Genomic DNA, 21,675 nt, shown 5'->3' with positions numbered 1-21,675 from the left:
TCAGGGTGTTTTTGATTTATATTTTAATGGTCGTTCATAACCCATACAGATCCAAGAACTGTTACTACTGCAACAAAGATCGCGAAAGCTGTGTTGACTACCTGAACGTTTCCGCTTTCTGATTCCGTCATATGCATGAACATAAATAGCTGGATGCCAGCCTGAAGGAATGCAAGTGTGAAAACAACAGCGATTTTTACTGATAATGCATAATCAGTATATAATCCAAGCCATAAAGCTACAAGTGTCAATACGATCGAGGAGATAAAACCAATTACGTGACTCCAAGGAAAGTGGTTGTGACCCTCTGCTGTTTTTTGCTGATTAGTGGCCATGTGGACTTAATCCTCCCATCATAAGGAGCAAGTACACTCCAGTAAAGATGAAAATCCAGACAACGTCTAGGAAATGCCAGTAAAGACTTGAGATAAACAGCTTCGCAGATGTTTGAGGTGTTAACCCGCGTTTCTTTACTTGCATTAAGATAAAGCTAATCCAGAATATCCCGATAGTGACGTGAAGTCCATGGGTTCCTGCCAAAACGAAGAATCCAGACCACATTGCGCTAGCCTGCAATGTAGCACCATGGTGAACATATTCTACAAACTCATAAATTTCATACCCGACAAAGCCTAAACCTAATGCCAATGTGATAATGGTCCACATAATAACGCCTTTTTGATTATGACGACGCAATTCGTGAATAGCAAGACCACATGTGAAACTGCTTGTTAACAGCAGGAACGTCATAATCAGTACGCCTTCGATCTTGAAAAGATCAGTTGGCAGAGGTCCGTCTGCTGTCATCGGCGCTAATACAAAGTAGGTGGCAAAGAGCGTTGCAAACAGCGCAATTTCAGCACCTAAGAAGATCCAGAAGCCCAGAATATTCAATCGGCCAATTTCCGATTGATATTCAAGTGGCAAATTTGGATCATGTTCTTCATGATGATGTGCATGTTCCATAATTCACGCCTCCTTTACACAGATATTTTTTGTTCTGTTTCTTTTATTTCGTCAACACTTACATAGAAACCATGATCCTGTTCAAACGAGCGAAGAATCATGCAAGCGAAAATTCCAATTAAACCTGCAATTGCCGGAATCCACCAGTGGAAAACTAGTGCGAAACCGCTGATTCCGAAGAACACAGACATGATAAACGGTCTGCCTGAGTAGTTAGGCATGTGAATCGGTTTGTATTCTACTTCTTTTTTCTTGCCCGTTTCTTTTTCTTCCATTTTCATATGCCAGAATGCATCAAGACCCTTAACCTCAGGTGTAACCGCAAAGTTATAGTGAGGCGGAATCATTGTTGTTGTAGCCCATTCAAGCGTACGTCCATCCCATGCATCTCCTGTTTGCTCACGTGGTGAGTAACGGAAGCTGTAGTAGATGTTATAAACAAGAACAACGAATCCTAATGCCATTCCTGCTGCACCAATAGATGCAACAACATTCAGTCCAGTCCAGCCGTCTGCTGCACCGTACGTTGAGATACGGCGAGGCATACCTGCTAAACCTAAGAAATACATCGGGAAGAAGCAAATATTAAAACCGATTGTAAAGAGCCAGAAGCTTACTTTACCGATTCTTTCATTCAATTTATGACCAAACATTTTTGGATACCAGAAAATTAATCCGGCAAAACATGCAAATACAGTACCAGCAATTAATACGTAATGGAAATGTGCAATTAGGAAGTACGTATTATGATACTGATAATCTGCTGCAGCCATCGCAAGCATAACCCCTGTTACCCCGCCGATTACGAAGTTTGGAATAAACGCAAGTGACCAAAGCATTGGTACAGTAAATCTGATTCTTCCTTTATAAAGCGTGAAGAGCCAGTTAAAGATTTTAACACCTGTTGGTATGGCAATCGCCATTGTCGTAATCGAGAAGAATGAGTTAACAAGCGCTCCTGAACCCATTGTAAAGAAGTGATGGACCCAAACGACAAAGCTCAAGCCAGAGATCGCTACGATGGAGATAACCATCGCTTTGTAGCCGAACAAGGTTTTTCTTGCAAACGTCGAAATAATTTCTGAGAAAATACCGAATGCCGGCAAGATAACAATGTAAACTTCTGGATGTCCCCAAATCCAGAACAAGTTTGCCCATAGCATTGGCATACCGCCATTCTCAAGGGTGAAGAACGCTGTTCCGAATAATCGGTCAAACGACATCAATGCAAGTGCAACCGTTAATACTGGGAAAGCGAACACGATAATCAAACAAGTGATTAAAGATGTCCAAGTAAACATCGGCATGCGCATAAGCGTCATACCCGGTGCACGCATCTTCAAGATTGTGACCATAAAGTTAATACCTGTCAAAAGTGTACCGATCCCGGCAATCTGAAGACCGAGGAGGTAATAGTTCTGTCCAGGTCCAGGACTTGCTTCTGCTCCAGCGAGAGGCGTGTAGCTCGTCCAGCCTGCATCAGGTGATCCGCCAATAACAAATGAAATGTTAAACAGCATGGCACCAATAAAGAATGTCCAGAAACTTAAGGAGTTAAGATATGGGTATGCCACATCGCGAGCTCCAATTTGCAGAGGAACAACAACGTTCATTAATCCAATCAGGAATGGCATCGCCATAAAGATAATCATAATTGTTCCGTGTGTTGTAAAAATTTCATTATAATGCTGTGCATTTAAAAACTCTGATTCCGGCAGCGTAAGCTGAACACGCATAAGCAGCGCATCAACCCCTCCGCGGAACAGCATCAGAATTGCAGCAATGATGTACATAATTCCAAGCTTCTTATGGTCGACAGTTGTAATCCATTCTGTCCAGAGCCATTTCCACTTTTTAAAATAAGTGAGTACGAAAACAACGGCAATCGAAGTTAATAAAATCGAGATCTGTGCTCCTAAAATTAACGGATCGCCGGTTACAATAAATTCATCCCATTTCATAGTTGGTGTTTCCTCCCTTCTCAGTGAGAATCGTGTGCTGAATGATCTTCAGTCTGTTCTTCTGATTCGTGTTCTGAATGATCTGTTTCATGTACGGAATGGTCTTCTCCATGTTCTGAATGACCTTCTGATTTAATAGAATGATCGATGTTCATTTCTTTATTTGGATCTAATTTCTCTAAATGATCGACTTCATCATGCTTGTGCAATTCATATCCGGATTGCTCGCGGACTCTTACTGCATATTCTGAGTCTTTGGAGTGATCCACCCAGCCAAGATGAGTGTTAGAGAACGTCATTTTTCCTGTTGTTCCCGGAAGCATTAACTGATCATATTGATCCTGTGTTAATTCAGGAGCAGAGTCTTTCGTTTTCTCTACCCAGTCTTCAAATTTTTCTTCAGGCATAGCTTCTACATTGAATGTGTGTCTTTCAAAGCCTTTACCTGTAAAGTTTGCATTGCGTCCTGCATATGTTCCAGGCTCATCTGCCTGAAGGAAAAGCTTTGTCTGCATTCCTGACATCGCATATTTCTGTCCCCCTAATTGAGGAATCCAGAATGCTGTCATCGTATCAGCAGATGATAATTTAAATTCAACTGCACGATCTTCAGGAATGTTTAAGTAGTTAACCGTTTCAATCCCCTCTTCTTCATAAGAGAAAATCCATTTCCAATCAACAGATGTAGCATGTATGACTAAAGGTGCCTTGTCTTTTGAAGACTCAGGAGCCTCTTCTAGTGCATAGATGGTTTGCACTGTAGGAATTGAAAGTGCAATAACGATAATGATTGGAATAACCGTCCATACAATTTCAAGGAATTTGCTTCCTTCCATTTCAGGCGGTTCATATTCCATGTTGTCTTTGCGCTCACGATACTTCACAACAATGAGAGTAAACAGAACAAAAACAACAGCAAGAATGAATAGCATAAAACCTATCGACAAGAGAATAAGGTCACTTTGTGCAGCTGCAACTGGCCCTTTCGGATCTAGGATGACGAGTTCACTGCATCCGCCGAGTAAAAAAACAGAGAGTAATAGACCTAACGCTAAAAATGGTTTAAACAGCTTGAACACCAGGTTCACCTTCCTTCCTAATTAATAACTGATTCACTATAATCTGGATGCTAAAAGTGCATGCCTTTAAATTATTTCAGAAAAACGATGATTTCGTTTTCTTTTTCCTCTATATGCTAGCAGAGCTAGCTTCCAGATGTGATGCCATTTCTTAAATGTCACGAGAATTTCATCAGTCGTTCAAACAAATGTCACATTTTTATCATACTTTAGTCATATTTATGTAATTCCTTTCATTTATTGGAATTGAAAGTGCTTTAATGAAAATTTTTCTTTTTAAGGATAAGTTAGACAGTCGATTTGTCAAACCTTTTTTACCCATTTCTATATGTGATCAAACTAACAAGAGTCTTCCAAACTCTCAGTTTAGAAGACTCGCTGTAAATTTCTGTGAAAGCATGAAAAGGCAGTCTCAGCTTAAAACCAAGACTGCTTTCCATTAATCAAATTTTAATTTTGACAGAGCGTCTGCTAAAGCCGGATTTGAAAGCTCATCATTTTGCTTTTTCATGTAATTCGCGACTTCTTTTTTGGATACTTTGCTGTTTTGGGTTTTTTTCTTCCTTTCTGTAAACGCAGAAAGTTTTTCCCTGTGACCGCATCCGCAGACAAAGATCTGCCCTTCGCCCTCGCCTCTCAGTTCAAGCTTTTTGTGGCAGACAGGACATCTTGCATTTGTTGTCCGTGACACTCCTTTGCGGTACCCGCATTCTAGATCCTGACATACAAACATCTTACCTTTTTTTCCGTTCACTTCAAGCAGAAGCTTACCGCATTCAGGACATTTTCGTCCTGTGATGTTATCATGCTTGAATTTCTTATCGCTGTTTTTCACTTCTTGTACGACAGTCTTCGCATACCCCTTCATCTCCTGGATGAAGGCCTGCTTTGACAGCTTTCCTTTTGCGATTTGGGTCAGTTTCTGCTCCCATTCAGCTGTAAGCGCAGGTGATTTTAAATCCTGCGGCACAAGGTCCAGCAGCTGTCTTCCTTTTGAAGTGACGAAAAGCTCTTTGCCTTTCTTTTCAACTAGGAAGCTGTTAAATAATTTCTCGATAATATCTGCACGGGTTGCTACCGTTCCAAGGCCCCCAGTTTCACCAATGACCTTCTTTAAATCAGCATTGCCTGACATATATTTCGCCGGATTTTCCATAGCAGACAACAGAGTTGCCTCGTTAAAGCGTGCAGGCGGTTTCGTTTCTCCTTTTGTCTGAGTAATGGACTGTACTTTTAAAAGGTCCCCTTTATTCAGTACAGGAAGTTTCTGCTCTGCGAGGCCTTCCTTCTCTTCATCCGCTTCAAACTCATAAACTTCCTTCCAACCTTGGGAAAGAACCACTTTTCCTTTTGCAAGAAACGTTTCCTGTCCAATTTTGCAAGTAATGGTTGTTTGTTCGTACTCAAAAGGGGGAGATAAAACAGCAAGGAACCGTTTGACAACCAGATCATATATTTTTCTTTCCTTATCACTGAAGGCAGACGCAATCACCGTTTCCTCTGTCGGAATGATGGCATGGTGATCAGATACCTTGCTGTCATCTACAAATGAAGGATTGCCCTTTATTGGTTTTTGAAGAATTTTCATCGCTGCTTTTGCATATGGCTTTACCCCGCATGCTTTTACTCTTTCGCTTAGCGTTTCGACAATATCTGAGCTGAGGTAACGGGAGTCTGTTCTCGGATATGTCAGAACTTTATGCTGTTCATACAGCTTTTGCATAATGGAAAGAGTCTCTTTTGCAGAATAGCCAAAACGTTTATTTGCATCGCGCTGCAGCTCTGTTAAATCGTAGAGGCCCGGAGAAAAAGTCTTCTTATAAGCTTTGTCTGCAGAGATAATCACTGCGTCCTTATCAGCAAGCTGTTTATCCAATGAATCGATTTTCTCTTTATCAAATGTCTTAATATCCTTCGTTTTTGCATCCTGCCATACAAGATGCAGGCCTGCGCTTGTATTTGCTTTTAAACCGTAATAGGCCTTCGGTTTAAATTGCTTAATTTCATTTTCCCGCTCGGCTATAATGGCAAGTGTAGGTGTTTGAACTCTGCCTGATGAAAGCTGTGCATTGTGTTTTGTTGTCAAAGCACGGGTAGCATTCATGCCGACAATCCAGTCAGCCTCTGCTCTCGCGACTGCAGAATAATATAAATTTTCATATTCTCTGCCGTTTTTCAGCTTTTTGAATCCCTCTTTAATGGCTTTATCCGTTACAGATGAAATCCAAAGTCGCTTAATCGGTTTATGAACATGAGCCTTTTCAATAATCCACCTTGCAACAAGCTCGCCTTCCCGTCCTGCGTCTGTTGCAATGACGATTTCCGTTACGTCTTTCCGGTTTAATAAAGCTTTAACTGCGTGAAATTGTTTGCTTGTTTTTTTAATAACGACAAGCTTCAGTTCCTTCGGGAGCATCGGAAGGTCTTCCATTTTCCACGTTTTATAAGAATCACTGTAAGCCTCAGGATCTGCATGCGTCACAAGATGCCCAAGCGCCCAGGTAACAATGTACGTACTGCCTTCAAAGTATCCGTTGCCTTTTTTTCCGCATTGTAAAACTCTTGCTAAATCCCTCCCTACAGAGGGTTTTTCTGCAAGTACGATGATTTTTCCCATAGTCACATTCCTCACTTTCATTCGATATTATATGGTATCACAAAATACTGCCGAAAGATTTGAACCACCATGATCGGAATCACTAAAATCTTAGCGGTTAAATCTTATGCAGCCTGCACCTCTCTATTTCTGACTATAAAAATTGGCAGGATGGAAATCATCATGTAAAAGAACGCGGGGACGATGCATAAGTTTTCATCGATGAACCTTATTGTTTTCTCGCCATATTCTAAATGAATACCGCTTTCTTTGTAGAAAGCGCTTATGCAAACAGCTAAAAATTTTAAGTCGCTTGAAAAACCTTTATCTATTTTTTCTATATGTGTAAATCTGTCAAAATACATGGCTAAATCCGTTTCTCTCATCCTCTTTGCCCTTTGCCTTAAACCAATTTCCCCTTTTATGTTACCATAATTAGAAGAGATTCATGATTTTGACAAGCAGAAAGTGAGGTACCTTGATGCACTCAGAAGTACAGTTTTATTTCCGCAAAGCAAATGAAGAACATCTGGAGGATATGCATGTGCTCCGGACTAAGATTCTTTCAGCCCTGCCTGGGGCAAAAGAAGGATTTGAATATGGATTTCCCGTTTATTACATGGACAGTGAGCCCCTTGTCGGCTATGCCAGCAGACAAGAAGGTCTCATGTTTTATGTAATGAATCCGAACATCGTAGCAGCCTATCATGAAGACCTTGCAACCCGTATTACAGGGAAAACCTGTATTATTATAAAAGAAAATTCACAAACCTCTAAGCAAACCATTTTAAGATGCATCGATAATATGCTCGAAGATTTAAATGAATAAGCATGTCATGTAGCAGCGGAAACGCTGCTTTTTTTGTTTATAAGCAAGCTTAATGGGATTATGCAGTTGTGCCATAATGTTCCGGCTTTCCGGTATAGCTTAAAACATAAGGATTTAGTATGATGGAAGAATGAATATTTTAGAATGCAGCGGAGGGTTAAATAGATTATGAGTTTACTTACAATTGAGAAGTTAAGCCACAGCTTTGGCGACCGGACCTTATTTAAAGACGTTTCCTTCAGACTTTTGCCTGGTGAACATGTTGGTCTTGTCGGCGCAAACGGTGTTGGGAAATCGACCATGATGAACATTATTACGAAAGAGCTGATCCATGATTCAGGCAAAATGGAATGGACACCCGGCGTTCATTACGGGTACCTTGACCAGCATACTGTGTTATCAAAAGGGAAAACAATTAGAGACGTTTTAAGAGACGCTTTCCTGCCTTTATATAAAAAAGAAGAAGAACTGAACGAAGTCATTGGACTTATGGGCAGTGCGAGTCCAGAAGAACTGGAAGAGCTGCTTGAGAAAATGGGGGAAATTCAGGATCACCTTGATGCCGGCGGATTCTATTCCCTGGATATTAAGGTAGAGGAAGCAGCACGCGGCCTTGGCCTTGATGCAATCGGACTCGACCGTGACGTATCTGCACTGAGCGGAGGACAGCGGACTAAGGTTCTTTTGGCAAAGCTTCTGCTTGAACAGCCTGAGGTTCTTCTTCTGGATGAGCCTACCAACTATTTAGATGTTGAGCATATCCAGTGGCTGAGCCATTATCTGAAAGAATACCCGAGCGCATTTTTGCTGATCTCCCATGATACTGAATTTATGAATGGGGTCGTTGATGTTATTTTCCACTTGGAATTTTCCAAGCTGACACGCTATACGGCTACTTATGAAAAATTCCTGGAGCTTGCAGAAATCAATAAGAACCAGCATCTTCATGCTTATGAAAAGCAGAAGGAATTCATTAAAAAGCAGGAAGATTTCATAGCTAAAAATAAAGCGCGCTACTCAACTACCGGACGTGCAAAAAGCCGTCAAAAACAGCTGGACCGCATCGACCGGATTGACCGTCCTGAAACAGCGATGAAGCCGACCTTTGAATTTAAAGAATCACGAGGAAGCAGCCGATTTGTGTTTGAAGGTAAAGACGTTGAAATTGGATATACACACCCGCTTCTTCCAAAGCTCTCAATGACCATTGAACGCGGAGAAAAAATTGCGATTGTCGGGTGCAATGGAGTAGGAAAATCTACTCTCCTCAAAACAATCTTAGGAAAAATAAATCCATTAGGCGGTACGATCCAGCTTGGCGATTTCCTTTTCCCTTCATACTTTGAGCAGGAAGTAAAAGCAGAGAATATTACGCCAATTGATGACGTCTGGAATGCATTCCCCGGCCTTGATCAGCATCAGGTTCGTGCGATGCTTGCACGAGTAGGCTTGAAGAATGAGCATATATCCCGTCCATTAAATCAGCTTAGCGGCGGAGAGCAGGCAAAAGTCCGCTTATGCAAATTGCTCCAGTATGAAAGCAACTGGCTCCTTTTCGATGAGCCGACCAATCACTTGGATGTAACAGCCAAAGAAGAATTAAAGCGCGCATTAAAAGCATACAAAGGCACAGTCATTCTCGTATGCCATGAGCCTGACTTCTACGAAGACTGGATTACAAAGGTCTGGAACGTTGAGGAATGGGCGGAGCAGGCTTAAGAAGTTTACATTGGCAAAAAAACATCCGGCATGATGTCCGCTTAGACGCGGTATGCCGGGTGTTTTTATTTTTCTGCGCTGGGTAATGAGTTTAACCAGGGATATAACAGCCGATTTCTATAATAAGTCTACTTTGCAAATAAATAGAGATTTTTGCTGATACATAGTTGTCTTGGCGAATAATCCATCATTTCCGCTATATGAAAACTGGCGAAAAATGAGGTTCGCTATTAACGGCTTCAAACCGGCTATAATTTTTAAAAAATCGGCTAATAAAATTTGAATTTCCGCTAGTAAAATCTTGAAATCGGCTATAAATAAAGTTCTGAACAGGCGGAACTAACCGATTTGCACTCTTATTGCCCGAACTTAATCGGATGGAGATTTCTTACCCGTTTTTTGCTATACCTTCACGGACGCGTGTACAGAAGCTTTTGGATGCACTTCAAGCGTTCCTGTATATTCAATTGTTCCTATTTCACAATTTTCACCGATCGTTATGTGATTTCCTCTAACTAACTTAGCTTTAGTAAAATCAAGCTGGATGTTGTCTCCTTCAATAACCTCCGTGTGAAGACAAGGGTCTGATTTTAAGAATTGAAACAGCCGCCTAAATAGATTAAAAGACTTTTCATTGCTGACCGTAATCTTCTCGCCGCCAATTTCCTTCACCTTAGAAATATGCTCCACATTAATCTGTATATCATCAGCGCTTAATAGTCCTCCGACCTGAATAACGCCGTTTGAACGGAAGAATTCTGCTTCGCAATTGCCTTCCGCTGTCAACAGGCCGTTTACTTCGATCCGCTCAGAACTGATTTTTCCAAGAACTTTGCCTGAACCGTTTATCGTTAACTGACTTACCTTTACATCCTTCAGCATCTTTGCAGAGCCATTTACAGTGAGTTCCTGTGCTGTTACTTGATCCTCAAGCTTTGTACTTCCATTAATTTTCACTTTATGGGCATCTATCGCGCCTTTTAAAGAGGACGATCCTGAAATTTTGATGCTTTCTGCTTTTACATTGCCTTCAACTTTTCCAGAGCCATCGATCTTTAGCTGAACACACTCTACATCTCCATTTATTTTGCCGCTGCCATTTATGGATACGTTTTGAAAATGTCCGCCGCCTGCAGAGCCAGATCCATTTATCTTTAAATCCTGTAATTTGGTTGACTGTTCCATTTTAATCTCTCCTTTTTAATGAATAACAGATAGCCGAAGCTTTAATTGATTCACTAATTCTCCCAGGCTGATCCTGATAAATGTTTCAGACTCGCTTATAATTTGGACCGGCGGGCTGATGAAAACCCAAAATATGACGTCTTTTTTTCGAAATGCGATAAGTTCACTTGATTTGTTTTCAACTTCTTTATACCTTTTCATCATAAAATCAAGCAGTTCTTCACATTGTCTGATCTCAAGTTTTTTACTGTTCATCACTTCCTCGGCAACTGTTAAAAAGAGGATAGAGTTAAAATCAAAACGTTCATTCACGAACCTTGATTTGAATGCTGTCATGGTTTCTGATTTTATAACCTTATTCTTCTGAAGCGCAGCTGCTGATAGTGCCACATCCGCCGGACGAGGAGAAAAGAATGCCGATAGATCATCTAAAGAATACTCATCTTTCATATCCTTGATGGCTTCAATCCGCTTTAAGATTTTCTCTTTTGGAAAAAAGGTTTCCTGTCCTGTAAAGCTTGATTTTTTTATAAACCAATCTTCAGGAATGATATTTTTTCTTTTCCACCTGTACAGCTGTCCATATGATATTCCCGTTAGTTCAAGCAATTCTTTTTTTGAAATGGTCTCTTGTTCCACATGCAGGCTCCTTTCAAAGAACAAAACATTGTTACGTTATAACTTAATGTAACATAACATTGTTTTGTTGTAAACAATATCTGTAATCTTTACTTGAACAAAAAAGAACTGAGTTCATTTTATTGAACTCATTCTTCCTTAGTATCCCTCACTCATTTTAAAGCTCAATTAATTCCATAGTTAAAAAGAGGGAAAAACAACAAAGTTTACGAAAAGAGCCAACAAAAAATGGACCTCCCAATTGAAAAGAAGTCCATTTTTATGTGAATCACTATTTATTACTCAAACCCTACACTCATCGTATCAGGATGTGAACCGGCACGGCTGTCCTGATTTAGACCATCGATTTCTGCAATTTCTTCTGAGGTTAGTTCGAAATCAAATATATCAGCATTTTCAACAATCCGCTGTTCTTTAATGGATTTAGGGATCGTGATGACTTCATGATGGAGATCCCAGCGTAAAATCACTTGAGCAATCGATTTATTATATTTTTTAGCGATTTTTTCAATAACAGGTTCATTCAGCAGCTGGCCCTGCTTTAAAGGGGACCAGGCTTCGAGTCTGATTTCTTCTTTTATGCAGTAAGCCATAAGGTCTTTTTGAGTGAGGTGCGGGTGAAACTCTACCTGATTGACCATCGGTTTTATTTCAGCGGCAGCAATTAGATCCTCAAGGTGATGAATCTGAAAATTGCTGACGCCGATTGCACGTACACGTCCTTCTTTGTAAAGTTTCTCGAATGCTTTCCATGTTTCTTTATATTTATCTTTTCCAGGCCAGTGGATTAAATAAAGATCAAGATAATCAAGTCCAAGTTTGTTCATACTTGTCTCAAACGCATTCAATGTAGATTCATACCCCTGCTCACTGTTCCAGAGCTTCGTTGTAATAAACAATTCTTCCCTTGGAACTCCGCACTCCTTGATCGCCTGGCCGACGCTTTCTTCATTTTGATATATCGCAGCTGTATCCACGCTTCTATATCCGTTTTTGATGGCAGCTTTAACGGACTGAACGGCTTCTTCTCCATTTTTCACTTTAAAAACACCCAGTCCCATCCATGGCATTTTCACTCCATTGCTTAGTATAACGCTGTCTTTTAAATTAGCTGGTTTCATTTCTTCGTCCTCCCTTTATAAATCACTTACTATATACCCTAAGTGGAACTCAAATCCTCTTACTTACTGAACATTCTCCACCATATTTGGCTTCTGAATTTTAACTGCTTCTGATTTTTAACTGCCTCTGCCTCTTCATCCGCTCCTGCGACTAATGCATCAGGCATCCTGCCATTCTTCTTAATGCATTTATCATGTTAATAACGTGATCTTCCCTCCAATTAGGTGTCAATGTTACATCCAAATAAGATTTCCTAATTTAAATTTACAAAGTTATTTCTATACCGTATCATAAAGGACAACAGCGCTTACATCATCATACTACCAAATCACAAAACAAAAGAGGTCGTAAAAAATGGCGAATGTTCAATCACTCGAACGGGCTCTCACATTATTAAACAAGCTCTCCGAATATCCAGAAGGCATTCAAATCTCGCGTTTAGCTGAGCAAGTTGGGCTAACTAAAAGTACAGTTCATAGATTGCTTGCCACTTTAACGAACATGAACTATACGATTAAAGATGAAGAAACTGACAAATACAAAATTGGCCTTCAAGTTCTTTTTCTTTCAAGGAACTTAATCAACAACATAAATGTTGTCACCATAGCAAAGCCTTTTCTGGAAAAACTATGCCAGGAAGTGAACGAAACGATTCATTTGTGCATAGAGGACCGCGGGGAAGTGATATATATTGATAAAATAGAAAGCAATCAGACCATCCGGATGTATTCCCGAATCGGCAGCCGCGCACCAATCTATTGTACCGCGGTAGGTAAAGTGCTGTTATCCGGAATGGATCAGGATAAAAAGAATGAAACAATTTCAAAAATGAAGTTTATTCCTAAAACTCCTACTACCATTACATCTAAGGAAGAATTCCTGGAAGAAATCGAAAAGGTAGATTCTCAAGGCTATGCCCTGGACAACTCAGAAAATGAAGCTTCGCTCATGTGCATCGCCTTCCCAATCTTTGACCATAATGGCAAAATCATTGCCAGCTTCAGTGTTTCCGGACCAAACAACCGTGTAACTCCCGAACTCATCGAAACTACGCTGATTGGAAAAATGAAGCAGTGCAGCATTGAAATCTCAAGGAACCTGGGCTATACTGGCTAGAAAGTGAGTCGTAATCCATATGTCGGGATTGCGGCTTTTTTTTGCTAATGAGTTTGAAGAGATTCCAGATAACTTTTGGTTAAGATTTTCTTCAATTAATGAAAAGAAAGAAAGACATCCATGTATATGTCTTCCTTTATCCGTCTATTACACGGAAGCTTTCTTATCTCCCTGCAGAATTATTTTATTGCGGTTGTTTTTCTTATTCATAAACTGAGCCCAGTAGGCCGTAAGAATCGGCACCAATATGGAAGTCACAATTACAGAGGCTGCTACCAATGCCGTAGCCGCTTCTGCTACTGGCAAGAATTCTGGCTTAATATTGGCGATAATCATTGGATTGGCTACCGCGGCACCCGCCGTACTGGATGCAGCAAGACCTGCTGTTCCATTTCCGCCGCCAAGGAATTTATCTGCAAGCATTAATGGGATGCCTGTTACCACAATGACTAAAATTCCTAGAATGATTCCAGCAAGACCCGTTTTTGCTATAACCGTTAAATCAATCGAACTCCCTAACGCAAAGCCAAAGAACGGGATCATTACGTGCACCGCTCTGCTGAAGAATTCACGCAGATCGGTATCGAGATTTCCAAGAATGAACCCAATCAGGAATGGCAGGACAGCCCCGACAAACGCCTGCGGTTCAAAAGCAGCGAGGCCTGTTGTCCCTAGAATCAGCATCGTAACAAGCGGTCCGGATTCAAGCGACATTAAAACAAATGCTCCTGCTTCTTCCTTCGTTCCATACTGCTGCATGATGGAAGCATACAAGCCGCCATTCGTCATATCCATCATCGCAACTAGCGCCAGAACGGATAGACCGGCGAAGAGCCCCGATTGAATGCCTCCATCCGGAATAAAAGCAGATGCCACAATTGCTACGACCCAAGCAACGGCAATTTTGGTTACCACAAGCGTCCCAGATTTCCGCAGCACAACACCCGTCGCTTTAATATTAATGCTCGCACCCATACAGAAGAACCAAACCGCCAAAATTGGCACCGTTCCTGTCATCAGGCCGTTGGTAAATGAACCGAAATACTCTCCAGATCCAGGTGCCAGAGTATGGATAATGGCACCAAGGAATAACGGGACAAGCATTAAACCGCCTGGAATTCGTTCAATCGTTTTCATAATTTTCATATCTCTCTACCCTTCCAATTAGTTAATGTCCTAAGCAAATCTTTTCGGTAGATTCATGATGTTTTAATATTCTTACTATTCTCTGTAGAACTGAACACATTTATTGCCCGTTTCGCCTCTTACCGTGCGAGCCAGCCGCCGTCAACTGCCAGAACATGCCCATTCATGTAGTCAGAAGCCCTGCTTGCTAAAAAGACGACAGCCCCCATCAAATCCGAGGTCGATGCCCACCTTCCTGCCGGGATACGAGAAATAATTTCTGCATTCCGTTGCTCATCAGCACGAATTGGGGCAGTATTCGCCGTCTCGACATACCCAGGAGCAATGGCGTTGATTTGGATATTATGTGCCCCTAATTCATTCGCAAACGCTTTCGTAAGACCCGCTACTCCATGCTTGCTCGCCGTGTAAGGCGGAATAAACTTGCCGCCCTGGAAGGAGAGCATTGAGCCGATATTAATGATCTTGCCCCGCTTCTGCTCGGCCATGACCTTTGCCGCTTCCTGGCTTAAAAAGTACACCGAGTTCAAGTTGACATCCATCACAGCATTCCAATCCTCTTCCGTATACTCAAGCAGCGGAGCTCTTCGGATCGTTCCGGCATTGTTGACAAGAATATCAATCTTCCCGTATACCTTTATACACTCATCCACTATTTGCTTCACGCTATTTCTTTCAGACAGATCTGCCTGAAAGAAATGAACCTTCATGCCTGTTTCTTCAATTAATGATCTTGTCTCTTCCCAATTCGCACCTCGGGCAGCAATGAATAAATCTGCCCCCGCTTTAGCAAGTGCCACCGCATAGGCCTGCCCAAGTCCTGAATTTCCACCTGTCACAATCGCTGTCTTTCCTGTCAGCTTAAAATAATCCAATGAAAAATCCTTCATACTCATCTTACCTGCACCTCCCCCGAATCTTTTGTTTATCGCAGTTCATTCATACTTACAGCATCCATATCCCGATACGTCTTGTTCTCTCCGGCCATCGCCCAGATGAACGTGTAGCTGCCCGTTGCAGCACCGCAATGAATTGACCATGGAGGAGAAATGACCGCCTGCTCATTCTTCATGACAATATGACGAGTCTGATCGGGCTCTCCCATCATATGGAACATTCTGTCCTGCTCATCCAAATCAAAATACAGATACACTTCCATTCGGCGGTTATGCGTATGAGTCGGCATCGAATTCCACACACTTCCCGTATGGAGCTTCGTCATTCCCATCGCAATCTGGCAGCTCTGAATACCCTCCTCGTGAATCATCCGCTTGATCACCCGGTCATTCGCATTCACATTCGAGCCCATCCGATCTCCCTCAATGTCATTAAAAGCGACCTGTTGAGTCGGATACTCCTTATGTGCCGGCGCAGAAAACAAATAAAACTTCGCTGGATTTGCGGCGGAATTGCTTTCAAATAGCAGTTCCTTCTTCCCCATTCCTACATATAAGCAATCCTTTGTTTTCATTTCATACGTTTCACCATCAACTTTAATTTTTCCAGATCCGCCTACATTGAATATCCCCACTTCTCGGCGCTCCAGGAAATAATCTGCCTTAATCTCGTCATAGCCCTTTAAAGCAATCACATCTTCCAAAGGAGATATTCCGCCGACAATCGCCCGGTCCTCCATGGAGTAAACAAGCTTAATTTCTCCTTCTTCAAATAACTCCTCAATCAGGTAATGCTCTCGAATCTGTTCCGTTGTGAAAGTTTTTGCGTGCTCCGGATGTGTAGAATATCTAATTTCCACCGTTTCTCTCTCCTTTTATACTGCATATAATTTTTTAAAACGCTTTCAAATAACAGCTAATTCATCTACTGATCTTTAATACTTGTCCTTGATGATGTCATCCCTTTCACGAGGGAAATCATTACAAACGCTATATTAGATTTACACTGTTCCACATCGTGGTACAACGTTCCATAATATAATTATAGCGCTTTCATTTTTAGAAAGCTAGAGGGATTTTCAAAAAAAGTCAAAGGTTTTAAGAAACAAGTTAGACTATTGTTTTACGGACTTGCACCTTTTAGCTTATGAACATACCTAGCATAAAAAAAAGACCAAGCCCATTTTAAGGGCTTAGCCTTCAACTCATCGCATGCTTTAATGCTTTGTCAATAATTCTTGTCAGTTTCCAGTCCTCCAGATCGATGCCATAGATAAGGAGAACGGCAAGGGTATAAACAGCTTTAAATCGTGCTAATTCAGACGCTTCTTCACTTATTTGCCCGTATTCTTCAAAAAAAGAGGACCTTGCTTCTAAGGGAAGAAGGCTGTAAACAGCTGACAAATCAATGGCAGGATCCCCAATATGAGTATCTCCCCAGTCAATGATGCCAGTCAGTGAACCCTTTTCGTTCACTAAGATATTTCTTAGATGCAAGTCTCCATGCACTAGACACTTTTCAGATGCTTCACCAATTGGGACAAGCATCTCTGCATATTTCTGCAGCTGCTTGATAGTATCACTTTCCGGACGAAGACTGTACAGCTTTTCTGCAGTTTCATTTAGCCTCGGAATTCGTTTGTTCATATCAAGTCTTCCGAGGCAATCATACTTAACTCCCGCCATCAGTACTTTATCAACAGGAATTGCATGAAGGGTTTTTAAAAACCTCGCCAATGGAATAGCCATGCTGGTGCGCTGCTTTTCCGTTAATTCAGCTGGAGGCTGGCCTGGCAGAAAAGAATAGCCAAGATATGGCCATTTATAGTCAAATCAAGGGGAACCGCTGAAAATAGGTACTGGTATCGCTATTCCCATGTCAGGCAGCATGGGCAGAAGCCGCTCTTCTGTTTGCAGTAAATCGACAGCAATCTGCCTGCGCGGGAACCTGAAAACATAACATCCGTTTACTTTGAATACCGTATTGTCAAATCCTTTTCCGAGCAGTTTCGCATGAACAGAGTGAAGCTCGGGAAAATCTTTTGTGATTAGCTTTTCCGCCAGGGACTCTGATACCGTTTGTTCTGGAGACCAAGGATTTCCCACAGCATTTACCTTGGCCTTCTTGGTACTTTTCCTCGATTGGATTGTGATCCTCTTTTTGCTTTTTCAGGACGGTAAACCTGATCTTTGTTTTTGGGCTGAGATGTGTATTCGGAAGAGGGAATGTCAATCTTTTGTCTCGGAAGCTTTAGCGCAATCCCCTTTTCAATGGTATGGAGGTCGTCCATATCTTTTGGCGCGGCAAATGTTACAGCCACTCCTTCATCACCGGCTCTTCCCGTTCTTCCAATCCGGTGAATATACGTTTCTGCATCGAGAGGCATATCATAGTTATAGACATGGGTCACCCCTTCTACATCAAGTCCTCGTGCTGCTACGTCTGTGGCAATCAAATATTGAATTTTGGCTTCGCGAAAAAGTTTCATCACCTTTTCTCTTTTAGCCTGTGATAAATCGCCGTGGAGCTCTTCTGCTGCATACTTCCGAGCCTTCATTGCATCAAACAGTCTGCCTGCCCTTATTTTCGTCCTGCAAAAGATGATCGCAAGGAAGGGACGCTGCTCGTCTAAAAAGCGAAAAAGAGCCGCCTGCTTAGCCCTGTCGTTCGTTTCAACTACAAGCTGAGTAATTTTTTCAACAGTAATCTGCTTTTCCTGAACCGTAATATCTTTGGGATTTGTCATATATTGCTTGGACAAGTCTCTGACTTTATTCGTAATTGTCGCTGAAAACAGCAGTGTCTGTCTGGAATCGAAGGTTTGGGCTATAATTTCTTCAATATCTTTCTGGAAGCCTGCCTGGAGCATTTGATCAGCTTCATCAAGGACAAGCGTGGATACTTTTGAGAGATCAATTGTCTCCCTCCTTATGTGATCCAGGATGCGGCCTGGTGTCCCTACAGCAATGTGAATGCCGCGCCCCAGTTTCTTAATCTGACGCTCCACATCCTGTCCTCCATAAATGGCAAGAACTCCTGCCTCATTCAGTCTGTCTGTAATCTTCTTTATTTCTGCCGTGATTTGGATGGCAAGCTCTCTGGTCGGAGTAATAATCAGCGCCTGAACTGCTTTATCCTGCGTATTGATTTTTTCAAGAATGGGCAGAACAAATGCAAGCGTCTTTCCCGTTCCTGTCTGGGCTTTCGCTATAATATCCTCACCTTTAAGGACAGCAGGAATTGCTTTCTCCTGAATTTGAGTAGGGCTTGAAATACCTTGGTGCTTTAGTTCTTTACTTAATCTATCGGAAATTCCTAATGCTGAAAACGTCATTCTTCTCATATATCCTCTCTATTATCCGTCGTTGCTTAGATTCTTATTGTACACTGTATTTCATGAAAAAACTCAGACAAGTAATCCTCTATTTCCCAGAAAATATGTTTATCTTTTTAATGCAGTCATATGAATCCCGTTTTTGATGCGGAGAGAAACAAGCGGTTCAGGCTTCAGAGCTCGCTTCTCATCTGGAAACTCTAAACGAAAATGCTTTAGGACTGCTGCAGAGATCAGCACAGCTTCCATCATGGCAAATTGGCTTCCAATGCATCCTCTAGAGCCTCCTCCAAACGGAAAATATCCGTACATCGGAATCTGATCTTTCTTTTCTTTCGAAAAACGATCAGGCATAAATTCTTCTGGAGAAGTGAAATAAGCTGGATTTCTGTGCATGACGTATGGGCTGATCAGGAAGATGGAGCCTTTCTTAAATGTCTCATTTAGGATTTCAGCATCCGCCTTTGCCTCCCTGAGCATGATCCACGCAGAAGGATAAAGTCTTAGTACTTCCTGTATAACTTGATTGGTATAAGGCAAATTTTTTAGATTTTCAAACTTTAAGCTGTTGCCAAAAAAGCCCAGCTCACTCAGCATTCTTTCCTCAACATTGGGATGTTTGGCAATAAGGGCAAAGACCCACGTTAATAAATTTGCAGTCGTTTCGTGTCCTGCAATTAATATCGTGACAATTTGATCTCTTATTTCTTTTTTTGATAAAGATTGACCGTTTTCATATTTTGTTTCAAGAAGTAAAGACATAAGGTCATCTCCTGAAGACTGTTTCATTCCTTCTTCAATTAGAAAATCAGCCAGTTCATCCAGTGTTTTGACTCCCTTTTTGTAGTTTCTATTTTGAGCAGTAGGCAAAAAATCAGGGGGAGGAAAGGGAGTCAGCAAGGATTTAGCCGTTTTTTCAATGATATCGCTTACCGCTTTAGTAATATGAGTTGTATTTGGAGAAAGCTCGACTCCAAACATTGTTTTGACGATGATCCGAAGCGTCAAATTCATCATATCTTCATGTATTGGCCTCGTTTCTCCAGATTCCCATGAGCTGATCAAGTCCTGAGTCATTGAGGTTACAGTTTCTGCGTAACCGGTGATTTTTCGTTTGTGAAAGGCAGGCTGCATCATTTTCCTCTGCTGTCTATGCTCCTCGCCCCCGCTTGTTAAAACACCGTTTCCAAGTGTTTTCCCAAGTGTCCGTGCAGAAGAACCTTTTTCAAAATACTCTTCTTTTAAAGTTAAAATCTGCTTAACAGCTTCTCTGGAATGGATTATGTAAGATGTATTCTTTGAATGTGGATTTATAGCAACGATGTCCCCTTGTGTATGGGTATTTAAAAGAAAAAGGAGAGGGTCTTTTCGAAATTCTATATAGTTCCGCAGCTGGCTTCCGCCTAAAGGTACAGTCATATCGATGCTCCTTATCAAATTCGTTACTACTAGTATACAGCAGCCCTGTAAATTAATCAGATTCAGGGAATGCTTTCAGAGAGAGTTCTATTTTTATTTTGTGAATGATAGTATAATGACTGTACATCTTAATAAGGGAGGTTTGTCCTATGTCAGAAAAGAAAATGACACTTGAAGAAGCGATTAAACAAAAGCTTGCCAGTAAAAAACAGGCACAAGCGAACGGAAATGCCAGTATGAAAGGTTCTAATCAGACGAAGAACATGAAGAGCCAGGTTTCTAAGAAAACAAATAATCAGCGCAGAAGAATGGGTGTTTAAATGAACGGTCAAAACCGCGAACATATTAAACCCGGTACGCCTGTTCAGATTGTCCTGAAACAGGATCAGCGATCTGGAAAGCTTACGGGCGGTGTTGTAAAAGATATTCTGACAAAATCTGCTTTTCACCCTCACGGAATAAAAGTGCGCCTTCAGGATGGTCAAGTAGGCCGAGTAAAATCAATTGATGCTCCTTAAGATTTTTCAGTATAAGTGATTTGCTGATAAGGATCATAAACGAGGATATAAACGGTCAATTGCCCTTTTATCACCTCTATACTCTGTGATAACCGGAAAACCAAAGTGTTCGCAGATCCGGACAATTCCCAGGTCTTTCCGTCTCCAGAACGCAGAATGTCCTCCTGAATTCAGCCTCTTTTAGCGCCGCTCTATTCATTTGACTCATAAACTTCTGGCTTCTATATTTCTTATCAACTGCGACCATGTCTAATACTAGATGTGGTTTTTATCTTTCATAAAAAGCCATTATTTGGAAATAACAGACTAACGGCACGACCTTTATTAGCAGCACGCTTCTGAAAATTGTTTTTAAAAAATTGCTTAGTTATATACGCTTTAACCAAGACAAAAAAGCTAACATCTGCTGTTAGCTTTTTTTAAGAGTATGGGAAGTATAAAATTTTGCGCAATTATGTCTAGCTCCATTGCCCAACTCCTCGGCCAGAACAAATCCGCCATAAAAGTCAAACCCGGATTTTTCTGCCAGATTCTTATCTGTCTTTCGGAGCTAAACGGGCGCTTCCGCTTTTCTTATCATTTATTCATTTTAGCAAGAAATCCGCCGATTAAATCATCCGCTGTTTCTTCTTTTACTTCTTCTTCTGCTGATGAAGCTGACTCCTGCAACGCTTTTTCCCAATCGAAATCATCAAGCCCTGCATTTTCATCAAAATTCTCGTCAGGCTCAGGTACCTGCATAGCCGGACGGCTGCCAGACGGAAAGGCTGTTTCCTGCAAGTAAAGGGCCTCGTCAATATCAAGTTCCCTGCTGTTAAATGAAGCTAGAAGGGAAGATGCTCTAATTGGATCAGCAAGAATCTGATACACGATGCTTCCAAGCAGCGCTTCAGAGTGCTCGTGTTTAATCCAGTCTCTCTGTGCTTTGCTGAGTTTTTGCGGAAGCGGAATTGTGATGCTTTCCTTCTCTTTAACAAAAGAATCACTGACTCCTTGTGAGACAAATTCAGCAATTTTGCTTGAGAAGTTCCTTTTTTCCGTTTCTTTCAGCTTCTGCAGCTGTTTTATTATGTGCTCAGGAGTATCTGAGGGGATGCGAAACGTGATCGCCTGTCCCCTTTGAATTCCTGATGAAGCGCCTTTATTCAT

Annotated in this window: 21 protein-coding genes and 1 pseudogene; 5 read left to right on the top strand and 17 right to left on the bottom strand. The window is 41.4% G+C overall.

Annotation, left to right across the window (positions count from 1 at the left end; all coding sequences use genetic code 11):
- Positions 1 to 23: 23 nt before the first annotated feature.
- The 6 genes from qoxD to QFZ72_RS02525 all read right to left on the bottom strand — a co-directional run bounded on the left by qoxD (position 24) and on the right by QFZ72_RS02525 (position 6,988).
- Positions 24 to 335: a cytochrome aa3 quinol oxidase subunit IV gene (gene qoxD / locus QFZ72_RS02550; RefSeq protein WP_252202836.1), complete on the bottom strand. Its 312-nt coding sequence runs from the start codon at positions 333 to 335 to the stop codon at positions 24 to 26.
- Entirely contained in the window at positions 325 to 966 is a 642-nt protein-coding gene (gene qoxC / locus QFZ72_RS02545; RefSeq protein ID WP_307428992.1) for a cytochrome aa3 quinol oxidase subunit III, read from the bottom strand. The genes qoxD and qoxC overlap by 11 nt, the downstream gene beginning before the upstream one ends.
- A gap of 14 nt (positions 967 to 980) precedes the next feature.
- A complete protein-coding gene (gene qoxB / locus QFZ72_RS02540) occupies positions 981 to 2,927 on the bottom strand; it encodes a cytochrome aa3 quinol oxidase subunit I (RefSeq protein ID WP_307428989.1) in 1,947 nt (648 codons plus the stop codon).
- Positions 2,928 to 2,947: 20 nt separating this feature from the next.
- A complete protein-coding gene (gene qoxA / locus QFZ72_RS02535) occupies positions 2,948 to 4,006 on the bottom strand; it encodes a cytochrome aa3 quinol oxidase subunit II (protein WP_307428986.1) in 1,059 nt (352 codons plus the stop codon).
- A gap of 439 nt (positions 4,007 to 4,445) precedes the next feature.
- Complete coding sequence (locus QFZ72_RS02530; RefSeq protein ID WP_307428984.1) at positions 4,446 to 6,623, bottom strand: DNA topoisomerase III; 2,178 nt, start codon at positions 6,621 to 6,623, stop codon at positions 4,446 to 4,448.
- 104 nt (positions 6,624 to 6,727) lie between these two features.
- Complete coding sequence (locus QFZ72_RS02525) at positions 6,728 to 6,988, bottom strand: hypothetical protein (RefSeq protein WP_307428981.1); 261 nt, start codon at positions 6,986 to 6,988, stop codon at positions 6,728 to 6,730.
- A gap of 95 nt (positions 6,989 to 7,083) precedes the next feature.
- Here QFZ72_RS02525 and QFZ72_RS02520 point away from each other — a divergent pair, with 95 nt between their 5' ends.
- Positions 7,084 to 7,431 (top strand): DUF1801 domain-containing protein, encoded by a 348-nt coding sequence (locus tag QFZ72_RS02520; RefSeq protein ID WP_307428978.1) that lies wholly within the window; start codon positions 7,084 to 7,086, stop codon positions 7,429 to 7,431.
- Positions 7,432 to 7,599: 168 nt separating this feature from the next.
- The gene (abc-f, locus tag QFZ72_RS02515) at positions 7,600 to 9,150 is read left to right on the top strand and encodes a ribosomal protection-like ABC-F family protein (protein ID WP_307428975.1); all 1,551 of its coding nucleotides are present in this window, start codon (positions 7,600 to 7,602) and stop codon (positions 9,148 to 9,150) included.
- A gap of 402 nt (positions 9,151 to 9,552) precedes the next feature.
- Here the strand turns inward: abc-f and QFZ72_RS02510 are convergent, their stop codons facing one another.
- From QFZ72_RS02510 to QFZ72_RS02500, 3 genes are all read right to left on the bottom strand, one after another.
- Positions 9,553 to 10,335, bottom strand: a complete 783-nt coding sequence (locus tag QFZ72_RS02510; protein ID WP_307428973.1) for a polymer-forming cytoskeletal protein — start codon at positions 10,333 to 10,335, stop codon at positions 9,553 to 9,555.
- Between the two features lie 15 nt (positions 10,336 to 10,350).
- Complete coding sequence (locus QFZ72_RS02505; protein WP_307428972.1) at positions 10,351 to 10,974, bottom strand: DUF4004 family protein; 624 nt, start codon at positions 10,972 to 10,974, stop codon at positions 10,351 to 10,353.
- Between the two features lie 278 nt (positions 10,975 to 11,252).
- Positions 11,253 to 12,095: an aldo/keto reductase gene (locus QFZ72_RS02500; RefSeq protein ID WP_307428969.1), complete on the bottom strand. Its 843-nt coding sequence runs from the start codon at positions 12,093 to 12,095 to the stop codon at positions 11,253 to 11,255.
- Positions 12,096 to 12,450: 355 nt separating this feature from the next.
- On the opposite strand from QFZ72_RS02500, the gene QFZ72_RS02495 reads away from it, so the two are divergent.
- On the top strand, positions 12,451 to 13,212 hold the full coding sequence (locus tag QFZ72_RS02495) for an IclR family transcriptional regulator (RefSeq protein ID WP_307428966.1): 762 nt from the start codon (positions 12,451 to 12,453) through the stop codon (positions 13,210 to 13,212).
- Between the two features lie 147 nt (positions 13,213 to 13,359).
- Here the strand turns inward: QFZ72_RS02495 and kdgT are convergent, their stop codons facing one another.
- The 7 genes and pseudogenes from kdgT to QFZ72_RS02460 all read right to left on the bottom strand — a co-directional run bounded on the left by kdgT (position 13,360) and on the right by QFZ72_RS02460 (position 20,008).
- Entirely contained in the window at positions 13,360 to 14,358 is a 999-nt protein-coding gene (kdgT, locus tag QFZ72_RS02490) for a 2-keto-3-deoxygluconate transporter (protein ID WP_307428964.1), read from the bottom strand.
- Positions 14,359 to 14,477: 119 nt separating this feature from the next.
- Complete coding sequence (gene kduD, locus QFZ72_RS02485; RefSeq protein WP_307428961.1) at positions 14,478 to 15,254, bottom strand: 2-dehydro-3-deoxy-D-gluconate 5-dehydrogenase KduD; 777 nt, start codon at positions 15,252 to 15,254, stop codon at positions 14,478 to 14,480.
- Positions 15,255 to 15,283: 29 nt separating this feature from the next.
- Complete coding sequence (kduI, locus tag QFZ72_RS02480) at positions 15,284 to 16,114, bottom strand: 5-dehydro-4-deoxy-D-glucuronate isomerase (RefSeq protein WP_307428959.1); 831 nt, start codon at positions 16,112 to 16,114, stop codon at positions 15,284 to 15,286.
- Between the two features lie 340 nt (positions 16,115 to 16,454).
- Positions 16,455 to 17,069, bottom strand: a pseudogene (locus tag QFZ72_RS02475) (phosphotransferase family protein); the annotation flags it as partial.
- Positions 17,070 to 17,087: 18 nt separating this feature from the next.
- Positions 17,088 to 17,360, bottom strand: a complete 273-nt coding sequence (locus tag QFZ72_RS02470) for a protein kinase family protein (RefSeq protein WP_307428957.1) — start codon at positions 17,358 to 17,360, stop codon at positions 17,088 to 17,090.
- 5 nt (positions 17,361 to 17,365) lie between these two features.
- Positions 17,366 to 18,598: a DEAD/DEAH box helicase gene (locus QFZ72_RS02465; RefSeq protein ID WP_307428955.1), complete on the bottom strand. Its 1,233-nt coding sequence runs from the start codon at positions 18,596 to 18,598 to the stop codon at positions 17,366 to 17,368.
- 99 nt (positions 18,599 to 18,697) lie between these two features.
- The gene (locus QFZ72_RS02460; protein WP_307428952.1) at positions 18,698 to 20,008 is read right to left on the bottom strand and encodes a cytochrome P450; all 1,311 of its coding nucleotides are present in this window, start codon (positions 20,006 to 20,008) and stop codon (positions 18,698 to 18,700) included.
- Positions 20,009 to 20,157: 149 nt separating this feature from the next.
- On the opposite strand from QFZ72_RS02460, the gene QFZ72_RS02455 reads away from it, so the two are divergent.
- Positions 20,158 to 20,328 carry a hypothetical protein gene (locus QFZ72_RS02455; RefSeq protein ID WP_223438739.1) on the top strand — a complete coding sequence of 57 codons (171 nt, stop codon included), beginning with the start codon at positions 20,158 to 20,160 and terminating at the stop codon, positions 20,326 to 20,328.
- Positions 20,329 to 20,526, top strand: coding sequence for a YwbE family protein (locus QFZ72_RS02450; protein ID WP_070878839.1), 198 nt, complete (start codon positions 20,329 to 20,331; stop codon positions 20,524 to 20,526).
- Between the two features lie 576 nt (positions 20,527 to 21,102).
- Here the strand turns inward: QFZ72_RS02450 and QFZ72_RS02445 are convergent.
- Positions 21,103 to 21,675, bottom strand: a complete 573-nt coding sequence (locus QFZ72_RS02445; RefSeq protein ID WP_307428950.1) for a hypothetical protein — start codon at positions 21,673 to 21,675, stop codon at positions 21,103 to 21,105.

Source organism: Bacillus sp. V2I10 (assembly GCF_030817055.1).
In the GTDB taxonomy this organism is placed as follows: Bacteria; Bacillota; Bacilli; order Bacillales; family Bacillaceae; genus Bacillus_P.
This window is presented reverse-complemented; position numbering and strand designations above follow the sequence as displayed.

Coding starts and splice junctions, on each gene's coding strand:
- qoxD (WP_252202836.1), bottom strand. CDS start 335: ATGGCCACTAATCAGCAAAAAACAGCAGAGGGTCACAACCACTTTCCT.
- qoxC (WP_307428992.1), bottom strand. CDS start 966: ATGGAACATGCACATCATCATGAAGAACATGATCCAAATTTGCCACTT.
- qoxB (WP_307428989.1), bottom strand. CDS start 2,927: ATGAAATGGGATGAATTTATTGTAACCGGCGATCCGTTAATTTTAGGA.
- QFZ72_RS02530 (WP_307428984.1), bottom strand. CDS start 6,623: ATGGGAAAAATCATCGTACTTGCAGAAAAACCCTCTGTAGGGAGGGAT.
- QFZ72_RS02525 (WP_307428981.1), bottom strand. CDS start 6,988: ATGAGAGAAACGGATTTAGCCATGTATTTTGACAGATTTACACATATA.
- QFZ72_RS02520 (WP_307428978.1), top strand. CDS start 7,084: ATGCACTCAGAAGTACAGTTTTATTTCCGCAAAGCAAATGAAGAACAT.
- abc-f (WP_307428975.1), top strand. CDS start 7,600: ATGAGTTTACTTACAATTGAGAAGTTAAGCCACAGCTTTGGCGACCGG.
- QFZ72_RS02510 (WP_307428973.1), bottom strand. CDS start 10,335: ATGGAACAGTCAACCAAATTACAGGATTTAAAGATAAATGGATCTGGC.
- QFZ72_RS02500 (WP_307428969.1), bottom strand. CDS start 12,095: ATGAAACCAGCTAATTTAAAAGACAGCGTTATACTAAGCAATGGAGTG.
- QFZ72_RS02495 (WP_307428966.1), top strand. CDS start 12,451: ATGGCGAATGTTCAATCACTCGAACGGGCTCTCACATTATTAAACAAG.
- kdgT (WP_307428964.1), bottom strand. CDS start 14,358: ATGAAAATTATGAAAACGATTGAACGAATTCCAGGCGGTTTAATGCTT.
- kduD (WP_307428961.1), bottom strand. CDS start 15,254: ATGAGTATGAAGGATTTTTCATTGGATTATTTTAAGCTGACAGGAAAG.
- QFZ72_RS02465 (WP_307428955.1), bottom strand. CDS start 18,598: ATGAGAAGAATGACGTTTTCAGCATTAGGAATTTCCGATAGATTAAGT.
- QFZ72_RS02460 (WP_307428952.1), bottom strand. CDS start 20,008: ATGACTGTACCTTTAGGCGGAAGCCAGCTGCGGAACTATATAGAATTT.
- QFZ72_RS02455 (WP_223438739.1), top strand. CDS start 20,158: ATGTCAGAAAAGAAAATGACACTTGAAGAAGCGATTAAACAAAAGCTT.
- QFZ72_RS02450 (WP_070878839.1), top strand. CDS start 20,329: ATGAACGGTCAAAACCGCGAACATATTAAACCCGGTACGCCTGTTCAG.
- QFZ72_RS02445 (WP_307428950.1), bottom strand. CDS start 21,675: ATGAATAAAGGCGCTTCATCAGGAATTCAAAGGGGACAGGCGATCACG.